Source organism: Amycolatopsis sp. WAC 04169 (assembly GCF_003947535.1).
Lineage (GTDB): Bacteria > Actinomycetota > Actinomycetes > Mycobacteriales > Pseudonocardiaceae > Amycolatopsis > Amycolatopsis keratiniphila.
On sequence record NZ_QHJI01000001.1, the window covers coordinates 491,231 to 504,010 of the forward strand.

Consider the following 12,780-nt stretch of genomic DNA (forward strand, 5'->3'; position numbering starts at 1 on the left):
TGCGGGTATGGCGCCCTTCAGCCGCCGATCGCCTCGGCCAGCGCCAGGATCCGCCGCGCGTTCTCCACGTGCAGGTTTTCGATCATCCGCCCGTCCACGGTCACGACACCCTGCCCGGCCGCCTGCGCCTCCTCGAACGCCGCGATGATCTTGCGCGACCGCGTGATCTCCTCCGCGGAAGGCGCGAAGATCCGGTTGCACGGCTCCAGCTGCGCCGGGTGGATCAGCGTCTTGCCGTCGAAGCCGAACTGACGCCCCTGCACGCATTCCGCCTCGAAGCCTTCGAGGTCCTTCACGTCGTTGTAGACGCCGTCGAGGATGGCCTTGCCGGTGGCGCGCGCGGCCAGCAGCGCGAGGGAAAGCCCGCCCAGCAGCGGCGCGCGGCCCGGGACGAACTCGGCGTGCAGTTCCTTCGCCAGGTCGTTCGTGCCCATGACCAGCACGGTCAGCCGCTCGGACGCCGCGGCGATCTCCTCGGCGTGCAGCATCGCGACCGGGGTTTCGACCATCGCCCAGATCTTCGTGTGGTCCGGCGCGCCGCCGAGTTCCAGCGCGCGCTCGATGTTGTGCACTTCGGCGGCCGAGTTCACCTTCGGCACCACGATCGCGGCCGGGCCCGCCTGCGCGGCGGCGCGGAGGTCGGCGTCGTGCCATTCGGTGTCGAGGCCGTTGACGCGGATGGTCACCTCGCGCGAGCCGTACTCCTTCGACGAAGCGGCGGCGCAAACGCGTTCACGTGCGGCTTCCTTCGCGTCGGGCGCGACGGCGTCTTCGAGGTCGAGGATGAGACCGTCCGCGTCCAGCGTCTTGGCCTTTTCCAGCGCTCTCTCGTTCGCGCCGGGCATGTAGAGGACGGAACGCCGGGGGTTCATCAGGAAGCCTCCTTCGTGGCCGCGTCGTACGCGGCGGCGAGTTCAGGATCGTCGGCGGCGAGCGCGTCCGCGAGTTCGGCGACCACCCGGCACTGCTTGACCGAGGCGTCGTCCTGCATCTTGCCGTCGATCATCACCGCACCGGTGCCATCACCCATCTCGGCGATCACGCGCCGTGCCCAGGCGACGTCCTCGGGCGAGGGCGAGAACACCTTCTTGGCGATGTCGATCTGCACCGGATGCAGGCTCCAGGCGCCCACACAGCCGAGCAGGAACGCGTTGCGGAACTGGTCCTCGCAGGCCACGACGTCGCGGATGTCGCCGAACGGCCCGTAGTACGGCAGGATCCCGTTCGCCGCGCAGGCGTCGACCATCCGCGCGACGGTGTAGTGCCACAGATCCTGCTGATACGTCGTGCGTCCCTCGTTCAGGTCCTCGCCCGTCGGGTCCGTGCGCACGAGGTAACCGGGGTGCCCGCCACCCACCCGGGTGGTCTTCATCCGCCGGCTCGCGGCGAGGTCGGCCGGGCCGAGCGAGATGCCCTGCATCCGGGGGCTCGCGCCGGCGATCTCCTCGACGTTCGCGACGCCGCTGGCGGTCTCCAGGATCGCGTGCACCAGCAGCGGCTTCGTCAGCCCGGCCCGCGCTTCGAGCTGCGCGAGCAGCCTGTCGACGTAATGGATGTCCTGCGCGCCTTCGACCTTCGGCACCATGATCACGTCGAGCTTGTCGCCGATCTCGGTGACCAGCGTGATCAGGTCGTCGAGCACCCAAGGCGAGTCGAGGCTGTTGACGCGCGTCCACAGCTGCGTCTTGCCGAAGTCGGTCGACTTCGCGATGGAGACGAGCCCGTTCCGCGCGGCCTCCTTGCGGTCGGCGCGCACGGCGTCCTCGAGGTTGCCGAGCAGGACGTCGACCTTCTTGGCGATGTCCGGGACCTTGGCGGCCATCTTCTCGTTGCTGGGATCGAAGAAATGGATCATCCGCGAAGGAGGCACGGGGATCTGGCGGAGCGGTTCCGGCGCCCCCACCGCGAGCGGGGCGAAGAAATCCTTCGGCGAACGCATCGTTCCTCCATCGCTACGGGCTAAGTGACCGACGGGTAACCCTAAACCCGGAAGGCGGGGAACCGCTGCGGCGCAGCTCACCTCCAAGGGGGCACGATCGGGAATCGCGGAGGAATCTGTGGACGACTGGGCCTTGCCGGGTTTCACCGAGCTGGGGTCGCTGGGCGAGGGTGGGTTCGGGCGGGTCGTGCTGGCCCGGCACGACGAATCCGCGCAGGTCGTGGCCATCAAATACCTGTATGCGAGGTTCGCCGCCGACCCGCGGCGCCTGGCCGAGTTCCGCCATGAGGCGCAGATCCTGAGCCGCGTTTCGGGGCCGCACATCGCCCGGCTGCACCAGTTCGTGGAGACCCCGCAAGGGGCCGCGATCATCATGGAAGCCGTTCACGGAATCTCCCTGAAAGAGATCCTCGGCCGCCAGGAGAAGCTCGAACCCGAAGCCGCGCTGGCCATCCTCAAGGGCTCGCTGCTCGGTCTCGCCGGCGCGCACGCCGCGGGCACCGTCCACCGCGACTACAAACCGGCCAACGTCCTGGTCACCCGTGAGGGGCAGAGCAAGCTCGTCGACTTCGGCATCGCCGTGCTCGCCGGGCAGACCGGGGTCGCCGCGGGCACTCCCGCGTACATGGCGCCCGAACAGTGGGCAGGCGGCGTCGCCACCCCCGCGACCGACGTCTACGCCGCGACCTGCGTGTTCTTCCAGTGCGTCGCCGGCCACCGGCCGTACGAGGCCGAGCAGACCGAAGTGCTCCGCACGCTGCACGAATACGCGCCGATCCCGTTCGGCGAGGTGCCCGAACCGGTCCGCGACCTCATCGCGCGCGGCATGGCGAAGGACGTCGCCCACCGGCCGTCGGGCGCGGCCGAGTTCGTCGCGGAGCTGGAGGCGTGCGCCAGGAAGGCGTACGGCGACGACTGGGAGCGCAACGGCTGGCACTGGCTCGCCAAGGGCGCCGGCGTCCTGGTCGCCTTGTCCCCGCTGGCCCTGCTCGGCGCCGGGACCGCCGCCGCGCCGGTCCTCGCGGGCGGCGGGGTCGCGGCCACCGCCGGCGGCGGGATCGCGCTCGGCCTCAAGATCACCGCCGCGGTCGCCGCCGCCACCGCGGTCGCCGCCGGGACGGTCGTGGTGGTCGGCACGAACAGCGAAGACGAAGCACCGCCACGGACGGCGACCGTCGCCGCGATGAAGGTCGACCTCCTCACCCGCACCGAGAAGCTCGACGGCTTCGACTTCAACGGGAAGTACGTCCGGATCAGCGGGCTGAAGGACAAGGCGGTCGAGGAGCGGGTCAACAAGGCGCTGATGGCGCCGATCGACGACTGGCTCACCAGCGTCTGGCCGCCGGGGAGCCCGCCGGAAAAGGAGCCCGACGGCGACATCCCGCATATGTCCACCACCGCCGAGGTCCTGCGCCAGGACGACAAGCTGATCTCCGTCGTCTACGAACGTTCGGTCGAGACGGTCCAGCTCGGGAACCGTGGCGCCTACGCCGTCCGGGCCCTCGTGATCGACCTGTCCGACGGCGACGTGATCCCGACCGCGGGCCTGTTCGACAACGTCGACGGCAACGCCGAGCGGATGCGGATGGTGGAAGACCGGCTGTACGCCTCGGCCAAACCGGGCGAGTGCCTCGCCACGCCGCCGTCGGAACCGGAACACCTTCCCGCGGGAGCGATGTCGGATCGGTACACCCAGGACGGGGCGATCGTGCAGGCGGCGCCCGCGGCGAACGGGATGGAGTTCCGCGTCGCGGCCTACGCGCTCGGGTACCCGATGGTCTGCAATCCGACGACCGTCACCGTGCCCTATGAACGGCTGCGCGGCCTGCTGAGTCCCGCGGTCGCGCATCTGCTCGGCGGCACGCAGGGCGAACGGACCAAAGAGGACAACGTCGGCGCTTTCACCATCACCACACCGGAAAGCTGGCGCCTGCTTTCCGGCGAACCCATCGAGCGCTACCTGGTGACCGCCGACCAGTGCACGCAGCCGTTCCATTGCGCGGGCGTCGTCTTCAGCGACAACTCGCGGGTCGATCCGGCCACCCCGCCCTATGAACCGGGCAAGCCGTACAACCGATCCACCGGCCCGCGTCCATGTCACTCGCTCGGGGCACCAGGGGAGACACAGGGGTCGCCCGTCCTCCAGACGAAGGAACTTCGTTCGATCGGGACGAAGAAGGCGGCCTACGAAGAGTGGCGGCTCACGTGTTCTGGCGGCGGTAGCGTCACTCAGCGGGTCTGGTTCCTGCCGAAAACGCAGCTCGTGATCGTGGACGAGTGGAACACTCCAGGCCTCGACAAGATCCTGGAAGAGGCGAAGTGGAACTAAGCGACGAGTGGAGACTGCCCGGCTTCACGGAGCTGGAGCAGCTGGGCACCGGCACCTTCGGCCGCGTGGTGCTCGCGCGCCAGGACAACACCGGCCACGTCGTCGCGATCAAATACCTCTTCTCCCGCTTCGCCGCCGAGCCCGCCTATCTCGACGCGTTCCGCCAAGAAGCCCTGGCGCTGCACCGCGTGACGAGCCCGCACGTCGTGAAGCTGTACGAGTTCTTCGAGACGCCGCAGGGCGCGGCGATCGTCATGGAGGCGATCAACGGCGTCTCTCTGCGTTCCGTGCTCCAGGCCGAAGGCGCTCTCGAACCCGAAGCCGCCCTCGCCGTCCTGAAGGGATCGCTGCTCGGGCTGGCCGCGGCGCACTCCGCCAACGTCGTCCACCGGGACTACAAACCGGCCAACGTCCTCGTCGCAGACACGGGCGAGAGCAAGCTGGTCGACTTCGGCACGGCCGTCCTGGCGGGTGAACGCGGCCCGTCCGTCGGCACGCCCGCGTACATGGCGCCCGAGCAGTGGTCCGGCGGGCAGGCCACTCCCGCGACCGACGTCTACGCCGCGACCTGCGTGTTCTTCCAATGCGTCGCCGGCCACCGGCCGTATGAGGCCGAAGAGACCGAAGTGCTGCGCACGCTGCACGAACACGCACCCATCCCGTTCGGCGAAGTCCCCCAGCCGGTGCACGAGATCGTCGCCCTCGGGATGGCGAAGGACCCGTCGAAACGACCGGTCGACGCGCTCGCGTTCGTCAGCGAACTGGAACGCGTCGCCCGCGCGGGGTACGGCGACGAATGGGAACGCAAGGGCTGGTCGCGGCTGGCGAAGGCGGCGGGTGTGCTCGCCGCGGCGACGCCGTTGGTCCTGCTCAGCGCCGGTACCGCGGCCGCTCCCGGCGTCGCCGCCGCCGGGCCGGGTGCGGCGGCCGCGTCGACCGGCGGGATCGCGGTCGGGCTGAAGATCACCGCCGGCGTCATCGCGGCGACGGCCGCCGTTGTCGGCTCGGTGGTCGTCTTCTCCGACGCGAGCACTCCACCGCCTTCGCCGCCGACCACACAACAGGCCGTCGCGCTCAAGGTCGCGATGAAGACCGAGTCGGGGACGGTGCCCGGCACGACCCTCGCCTACACCGGCCAACGTCCGGAAGTGACCGGTTCGTCCGATCAAGCCTGGCTCAAGCGGGTCAACGACGCGCTGACCGCGCCGATCGACGCCTGGAACCGCAAAACCGGCCCCGGCGCCGCCAAGCTGGAGCCGGAACGCGGCCCGTACGCGCTGACCACGAAGGCCGACATCCGCACGGAGAACGAGCGGTACCTCTCGGTGCGCTACACCCACGACCTCACCAACAAACCCCACTCGACCTGGGGAAACGGGCGCGCCGCGGTGACCATCGACCTGAAGGAGGGCAAGGCGCTCACGCCCGCCGAACTGTTCGCCCCCGGGAAGTTCACCGACGAGGGCCTCCGGGAATTGACCGAGATCCTCTGGCCCGACAAGGAGCAGTGCGGCCCTCCGAGCACCATTTTCCCGTACCGGCCGCTCCGGGCGGCCGACCTCACCGGAGACCCGAAGGTGTGGCTCGCGTTCGCGCCGACCGCCCTCGAGGTCACGGCCAACATGACCGACCTGGGCTTCACCACTGCCTGCAGCGTCCAAGACCACACACTGCCCTACGACAAAGTGCGCGGACTGCTGAACCCCGCCCTTGTCGACGGCGTGACCAGCGGAAAGGTGGTCAAAGGCACGTCGTCCGCGCCGCCCGCGCAGGGCGTCACCGACGTCTCGGCCGGAGCGCTCACCCTGCATCTGCCGCAGGACTGGTCCGTGGTCTCGCAGGGGCTGGAGAAGGTACTCGTCGCGCCGGGCTGCCCGGATCCCAAGAAGTACTTCAACTGCAAGTACGTCCTTGTCACCGACAACACCCAGCGGTCCGCCGAGCAGCCGCCGTACCGGCCGGGGGAGTTCTACCGGCGCAGCGCGGGCGGACGGGCCTGCAACGCGGCCGGGCGGAAGGACCTCCGCCAAGAGGGTGACGCCACGCGGACGGCTTCCGCCACCGCACCGGTCGGCGGGGCGACGGCGACCTACGAGGAGTGGACGATCCAGTGTGTTCCTCGTGGACAGACGGGCGGAAGCGGCGAGACGAGCGTGACCCAGCGGATCTGGTTCCTTGCGGACAGGCAAATCGTGGTGATGGACGAGTGGCGGACGCCGGGCGTCGAAGAACTCCTTCGTACCGCGACGATCTCCTGACCGACCTGCGAAAGTCCAAAGTGGAATGAGTATTCATTGGGCCGAATGGCCTAATGTCTCGTTTCGTTCCCCGTGACCGTTCGGAGACACCGGGTAACACCACTTACCTCCCTGCTCACTCGGTTGGCGGCACGGTCGGACTGAAGTCGAATGACCGCCTACCGACCGGTCACCGATGACAAAGTGCCGCCGATCGCAGCCACTCCCGTTGTCCGGCGCCGCCGCCTCTCCGCCCTGTTAGACAGGTCATGTGCCGCTTCCACCGAGGTGGCACGGGGATGACGAGCCCTAGGGAAACCAGGTTCGAAGGAGGCGGAACGTGGCGGCTACACCGAACATGGAGAGCTCGACGGTCGCCGGTGGCGCGAAGCGCAGCCGGTCACTGCCGAGCCGGGTGGTGCCGCCGATCGAACTGCCCGCGAGCGTCGGGGAGCTTTCGCGCAAGGCGGCGGCCCTGCTCGGCTGGAACGGCATCGTCTTGCCGGAGACCACCGTGCTCGGCCGCAAGATCTGCGTGGTCGCCCGGCTCCGTACCGACGTGCACGCGGAGCGCATCGCGATGGGCATGGGTCCCGTCGTCGATCGCGCCACCGTCGACACCTGGACATGGCCAGAGCTGGCCGCGACCGCACCCGCGCCGGCCGCCGAGATCATCGGCGTCCTCGCGGTCGCCCGGCACTGGCGCACCGCGATGGCCTCCGCGGTTCCGTTCGCACGTTACGGCGAGGCCGCGATGGTTCTCCCATCGCCTGCCGTACTGACGGAAGACTACGTCGGCAACTGCCTGCCGCGTGCCCGCGCCTACGGGCTCGGCATCGTCACCGCCGACCCCAACGCGGTGGCCGACCTCGACCTCGAGGGCCACAGCGAGCGCATGATCCTCGACGAGGACCCGGTCTCGCGTCTGGTCAACGAGATCGTCTACGAGCAGCTGCTCCGCGAAACCGAGCTCCCTGCCGAAGTGGACTGAACGCGCTAACGTCGGGTCCATGCGAGTCGTCATTGCGGGTGGACACGGACAGATCGCGCTGAAGCTGGAGAAACTGCTCTCCGCACGCGGTGATCAGGCGGTGGGGATCGTGCGCAACCCCGGCCACGTCGCCGATCTCGAAGCCGCCGGCGCCGAAGCGGTCGTCCTCGATCTGGAAAAGTCCGATGTGGACAGCGTCGCCAAGGTGCTCGACGGCGCCGACGTCGCGCTCTTCGCGGCGGGCGCCGGGCCGGGCAGCGGTACGGCTCGCAAGGACACTGTGGACAGGGCGGCCGCCGAACTCTTCGCGGCCGCCTCGGAGCGGGCGGGCGTCCGGCGGCACATCCAGGTCGGCTCCATGGGGGCGGACAAATGGGAGACCGCGGACGTCTCCGACGAGTTCCGCATCTACCTCAAGGCCAAGAAGGCGGCCGAAGACGATCTGCGCGCCCGCGATCTCGACTGGACGATCCTCCGGCCGGGACAGCTCACCAACGACGAGGGCACCGGCGAGATCTTGATCGCCGAGTCCACCGGCCGCGGACCCATTCCCCGGCAGGACGTCGCCGCGATCCTCGTCGCGCTGCTCGACAGTCCGTCGACGGCGGGACGCGTCCTCGAAGCGATCTCGGGTGATACTGCTATCTCTCAGGCCGTTTCCGCTCTGTGAAACTCTAGTGTGTGGACGTAATCCGTCTTTTGAATGAACGGAGAAGGTCCTTGCGCGAGGACATCGCGGTCTTCAGTGGCAGCGCACATCCCGAGCTCGCCGAAGAGATCTGCGCCCATCTCGGCGTTCCCCTGCATCCGGTGAAGGTGCAGCGGTTCGCCAACGACTGTCTCGAAGTCCAGCTCGAAGCGAACTGCCGCGAGCGCGACGTCTTCCTGATCCAGCCGTTGGTGCGGCCGGTGCAGGAACATCTCGTCGAACTGCTGCTGATGCTGGACGCCGCCCGGGGCGCTTCGGCGAAGCGGATCACCGTCGTCATGCCGCACTATTCGTACGCCCGGTCGGACAAGAAGGACGCGCCGCGGATCTCGATCGGCGGCCGTCTCGTCGCCGATCTGATGGCCACCGCCGGCGCCGACCGGGTGCTCGCGATGACGCTGCATTCGCCGCAGGTGCACGGGTTCTTCAGCGTCCCGGTCGATCACCTGCACGCGTTGCAGGAACTGGCGAAGCACTTCCGCCAGTACGACCTGTCCGCGACCACCGTGGTCTCGCCGGATCTCGGCAACGCCAAGGAGGCCGCGCATTTCGCCCGGCTGCTCGGCGTCCAGGTCGCGGCGGGCGCGAAGCAGCGCTTCGCCGACGACAGGGTCGAGATCAGCTCGGTGATCGGCGAGATCACCGGCCGTGACGTGATCGTCCTCGACGACGAGATCGCCAAGGGCAGCACGGTGATCGAACTGCTCAACAAGCTGCGGGAACTGAAGCCGCGCTCGATCCGCGTCGCCTGCACGCACGGCCTCTTCTCCAGCGGCGCGCTCGATCGGATCGGCAGCCAGCCCGACGTGCTGGAGGTCGTCTGCACGAACACGGTACCCATCCCGCCGGAGGAGCAGAGCCCGAAGCTGCGGGTCCTGTCGATCGCGCCCGCGCTGGCGGAGGCGATGCGCCGGATCCACAACGGGGAATCGGTCAGCGCGTTGTTCGAAACCGCCTAAACGGTGCCGAGGACCCGGTCGAGGTACGTGTTCGTGAAGACCCCGGCCGGGTCCACCTCCTTGCGGACCCGCAGGAAGTCGTCGAAGCGCGGGTACCGCGAGCGCAGCGTCGCGGCGTCGAGGTCGTGCATCTTGCCCCAGTGCGGGCGGCCGCCGACCTCGCCGACGATCGAAGCGAACCCGGCGAAGTACTCGCGGTAGGGCATGCCGACGAACTGGTGGATCGCGATGTAGGCCGAGTCGCGGCCGTTCGCGGTCGAAAGCCAGATGTCGTCCGCCGCGGCGACGCGCACCTCGACCGGGAACGCGACCGGGTTCTCCAGCTTCGGGACGAACGCGCGGAGTTCGGAGAAGACGTCGTGCAGCGATTCGCGGGGGATCGCGAACTCCGACTCGACGAACCGCACACCGCGATGGGTCACGAAGACGCGATGCGACGTGTCGCTGTACTCGCGGGCGGAGAGGATGTTGGAGGCGAACCGGCCGAGCGGCTGCACGAGTTTCGGCACCGCGCGGCCGAGACGGCACAGGCCGCCGAACGCGACGTTCTCCGTGACCTCGTAGTCGACGAACTCCTTCAGCCTGCTCAGCGGCCGGTGTTCGCTGCCCGCCGGCAGCCGGTTGTTGCGCTTGACCAGTGCGTTCTTGCCGTAAGGGAACCAGTAGAACTCGAAGTGGTCGTTCTCGTCGGCGAACTGGTCGAAGCCTTCGAGGACCTGTTCGAGTGGTTCCGGCCGCTCCTGGGCGGAGAGCAGGAACGACGGTTCACACTGCAGGGTGACCGTGCTGATGACGCCGAGCGCGCCCAGCCCGACCCGCGCCGCGGCGAAGAGATCGGGGCGTTCGTCCGCCGAACAGGTGACCACGGTGCCGTCGGCGAGGACGAGTTCGAGCGCGGCGATCTGGGTGGCGATCCCGCCGAGCCGGGCGCCGGTGCCGTGGGTGCCGGTGGAGATCGCGCCCGCGACGGTCTGCGCGTCGATGTCGCCGAGGTTGGTCATCGCCAGGCCCAGCGCGTCGAGTTCGGCGTTGAGCTGCTTGAGCGTGGTGCCCGAACGGACCGTGACCAGGCCTTTCGCGACGTCGGCCGAGGCGATCCCGGTCCAGCCGGCGAGGTCCATGGCGTCCGAGTTCGCGGCGGCGATCGCGGTGAACGAGTGACCGCTGCCGAGCGGGCGCAGGCGCCGTCCGTCCGCAGCGGACCGGCCGATCGCCTCGGCGATCGCGCCCGTGTCCCGCGGCCGATGCACACGCAGCGGCGACGCCGTCGCGGTGCCGGCCCAGTTGCTCCACCGTGTCATGCGCCCACCTATTCCGAGAGGCTGTGAGTGCCGAAACAGTAAGTGAATAGTATTCGCGTTTCAAGCCCTTCTGTCGTACCTTAGTTCGGGTGACCAGTGCGACGGTGTACGACTTGGCGACGAAGGACCTGGATCCTCCGTTCGCGATTGTCGACTTGGATGCGTTCGACGCGAACGGCGCCGACCTGCTGCGGCGGGCCGCCGGGAAACCGATCCGCGTGGTCAGCAAATCCGTGCGCTGCCGGTATCTGCTCGAACGGGTCCTCGCGAGGCCCGGCTTCGAAGGTCTCATGTGCTACTCGCTCGCCGAAGCCGTCTGGCACGTCGAGCAGGAGACGTCCGAAGACATCGTGGTCGCGTACCCGACCGCCGATCACGGCGCGCTGCGGCGGCTGGCGGCGAACGACCGGGCGCGGGCGGCGATCTCGATCATGGTCGACTCGCCCGAACACCTCGACCTGGTCGATGCCGCGCTGGGGCAGGGACATCCCGAAATCCGGGTCTGCCTGGAACTCGACGCTTCGTGGCGGCCGCTGCCCGGCGTGCACATCGGCACCCGGCGCTCGCCGGTGTTCAGCCCGCGCCAAGCCGCGGATCTGGCGCGGACCATCTTGTCCCGCAAGGGTTTCCGGCTCGTCGGGATGATGGCGTACGAAGGCCAGATCGCCGGGCTCGGCGACGCGGCCGGCAGCGGGGCCAAGAACTCCGTCATCGGCTGGATGCAGCGAAAGTCCATTGTGGAAATCGCGAAACGCCGCGCGGCCGCGGTTCGCGCCGTCCGGGCGCTCGCGGATCTGGAGTTCGTCAACGGCGGCGGCAGCGGCAGCGTCGAATCGACCGGCGCCGAAGCGGCCGTCACCGAAATCGCGGCCGGCTCGGGCCTGATCGGGCCGACGCTCTTCGACGGCTACGCGCACTTCTCGCCGCGCCCGGCCGCGATGTTCGCGCTGCCCGTCGTCCGGCGCCCCGCACCGAAGGTCGCGACGCTCTTCTCCGGCGGCTACATCGCTTCAGGCCCCGCGGAGTCTTCGCGGCTCCCGACGCCCTATCTGCCCGAAGGTCTCTCGCTACTCGGCTTCGAAGGCGCCGGCGAAGTCCAAACCCCCGTGTCCGGCGAAGCCGCCCGGCACCTGCGGCTCGGCGACCGCGTCTGGCTGCGCCACGCGAAGGCCGGCGAACTCGCCGAACGCTTCACGCACTACCACGTCGTCGTCGGCGACCGCGTCGACCGGACCGTCCCCACCTACCGCGGCGAGTCCCAAAACTTCGGCTGACCCCGCGACCCCACCCCCCACCCATCCCTGGGGGGCGCGCCCCGCACCAGCGTATCGGGAGGGGGCGACGGGGGACGGGGTTCGCAGGGGTGAGGGGCGAGGTTGTCCACAACTGTGGGTGGGTGTGGACAACTTATGTGGACAACCGGGTAATGCCAGGTCAATGAGCATGTGGGCGTGGTTGCTGGGAATCGTGTGACTGGTGGGGCGGCCGGTTCGGGCGCCGGTGGACACGAATGGAGCAAGGCATCCTTGGGGACGTCCAACGTCTCGAAGGAGGTCCGGGCAGCGCTTCGGGAGTCCACAGTGGACGGACATGGGCTGAAGGCGTCCTTCGCCGCATCGCATGCGGCGAAAGCGTCCTTCAGCCCCCGAGGCCGAGCAGTGATCCTCAGGCCTCCCCGAACTTGCTCGCCAAGTAACCCTTCACCACCGACTTCGCCTCCGCCACGATCCGCTCGTCCCCTCGCGGGTCCCGTCGGAAAGCCAGCTTCAGCAGCGCGTCGGCGGTCTCGTTCGCGATCGTCAGCGCGAACCGGATGTCGTCCGGCGGCGACTGGATCCGCGCCGAAAGCACATCGGTGAGCGCGTCGACGATCACCGCGTTGTTGTCGCGAGTCTCGTCGAGTAGCTGCCTGTCCACGACGTCACCGAAGTGCACCTTCGAGAAGCCGGGGACTTCGCGGTGCATCGCGAGGTAGATGTCGAGGATCGAGTCCACGACGTCCCACCAGTGCTCGGGCGCGAGCTCGTTCAGGGTTTCCGACACCGAGGCGACGAACCGTTCGAGGTTCCGCTGCGTCAGCGCCTGCACCACGGCCCGCTTGTCGGGGAAGAACTGGTACAGCGAACCGACGGCCACCCCGGCGCGCTTCGCGATCAGCGTGGTCGTCAACGCGTCGTAACCGAGTTCGTCGATCAGCTGGGCGCTGGCGTCGAGCATCTGCTCCACCCGCTTGGCGCTGCGCTGCTGAACGGGCTGCCGCCGGAGCGGAGTCGTCTCCGCTTGCGGTTTCGCGGCCTGGATGTCGGACACTCGGG

At 68.9% G+C, this 12,780-nt stretch carries 10 protein-coding genes; 6 read left to right on the top strand and 4 right to left on the bottom strand.

Going from position 1 to position 12,780, the window contains the following annotated elements; translation table 11 throughout:
* Positions 1-17 precede the first annotated feature (17 nt).
* Both DMC61_RS02390 and DMC61_RS02395 read right to left on the bottom strand, forming a co-directional pair.
* Positions 18-872, bottom strand: a complete 855-nt coding sequence (locus DMC61_RS02390; protein WP_125686431.1) for a CoA ester lyase — start codon at positions 870-872, stop codon at positions 18-20.
* On the bottom strand, positions 872-1,939 hold the full coding sequence (locus DMC61_RS02395) for a CoA ester lyase (protein ID WP_016330523.1): 1,068 nt from the start codon (positions 1,937-1,939) through the stop codon (positions 872-874). Before DMC61_RS02395 ends, DMC61_RS02390 begins: the two co-directional genes overlap by 1 nt.
* Positions 1,940-2,057: 118 nt before the next feature.
* Here DMC61_RS02395 and DMC61_RS02400 point away from each other — a divergent pair, with 118 nt between their 5' ends.
* From DMC61_RS02400 to DMC61_RS02420, 5 genes are all read left to right on the top strand, one after another.
* Positions 2,058-4,268 carry a protein kinase gene (locus tag DMC61_RS02400; RefSeq protein WP_125686433.1) on the top strand — a complete coding sequence of 737 codons (2,211 nt, stop codon included), beginning with the start codon at positions 2,058-2,060 and terminating at the stop codon, positions 4,266-4,268.
* Positions 4,259-6,526 (top strand): serine/threonine-protein kinase, encoded by a 2,268-nt coding sequence (locus DMC61_RS02405; RefSeq protein ID WP_125686435.1) that lies wholly within the window; start codon positions 4,259-4,261, stop codon positions 6,524-6,526. Before DMC61_RS02400 ends, DMC61_RS02405 begins: the two co-directional genes overlap by 10 nt.
* A gap of 319 nt (positions 6,527-6,845) precedes the next feature.
* Positions 6,846-7,496: a hypothetical protein gene (locus DMC61_RS02410; RefSeq protein WP_016330526.1), complete on the top strand. Its 651-nt coding sequence runs from the start codon at positions 6,846-6,848 to the stop codon at positions 7,494-7,496.
* Positions 7,497-7,515: 19 nt separating this feature from the next.
* A complete protein-coding gene (locus tag DMC61_RS02415; RefSeq protein WP_125686437.1) occupies positions 7,516-8,166 on the top strand; it encodes an SDR family oxidoreductase in 651 nt (216 codons plus the stop codon).
* Between the two features lie 50 nt (positions 8,167-8,216).
* Entirely contained in the window at positions 8,217-9,164 is a 948-nt protein-coding gene (locus DMC61_RS02420; protein ID WP_016330528.1) for a ribose-phosphate pyrophosphokinase, read from the top strand.
* Here DMC61_RS02420 and DMC61_RS02425 read toward each other — a convergent pair.
* Entirely contained in the window at positions 9,161-10,465 is a 1,305-nt protein-coding gene (locus DMC61_RS02425) for a D-arabinono-1,4-lactone oxidase (protein WP_125686439.1), read from the bottom strand. The genes DMC61_RS02420 and DMC61_RS02425 overlap by 4 nt on opposite strands.
* An 89-nt stretch (positions 10,466-10,554) precedes the next feature.
* Between DMC61_RS02425 and DMC61_RS02430 the strand changes: the two genes are divergently transcribed.
* Positions 10,555-11,739 (top strand): amino acid deaminase/aldolase, encoded by a 1,185-nt coding sequence (locus DMC61_RS02430; protein ID WP_125686441.1) that lies wholly within the window; start codon positions 10,555-10,557, stop codon positions 11,737-11,739.
* 391 nt (positions 11,740-12,130) lie between these two features.
* On the opposite strand, the gene DMC61_RS02435 is transcribed toward DMC61_RS02430, so the two are convergent.
* Positions 12,131-12,775, bottom strand: a complete 645-nt coding sequence (locus tag DMC61_RS02435) for a TetR/AcrR family transcriptional regulator (protein WP_016330531.1) — start codon at positions 12,773-12,775, stop codon at positions 12,131-12,133.
* Positions 12,776-12,780: the final 5 nt, after the last annotated feature.

Excerpts from the sequence above, each read along its gene's own strand:
- DMC61_RS02390 (WP_125686431.1), bottom strand. The coding sequence starts at position 872 with ATGAACCCCCGGCGTTCCGTCCTCTACATGCCCGGCGCGAACGAGAGA.
- DMC61_RS02395 (WP_016330523.1), bottom strand. The coding sequence starts at position 1,939 with ATGCGTTCGCCGAAGGATTTCTTCGCCCCGCTCGCGGTGGGGGCGCCG.
- DMC61_RS02415 (WP_125686437.1), top strand. The coding sequence starts at position 7,516 with ATGCGAGTCGTCATTGCGGGTGGACACGGACAGATCGCGCTGAAGCTG.
- DMC61_RS02425 (WP_125686439.1), bottom strand. The coding sequence starts at position 10,465 with ATGACACGGTGGAGCAACTGGGCCGGCACCGCGACGGCGTCGCCGCTG.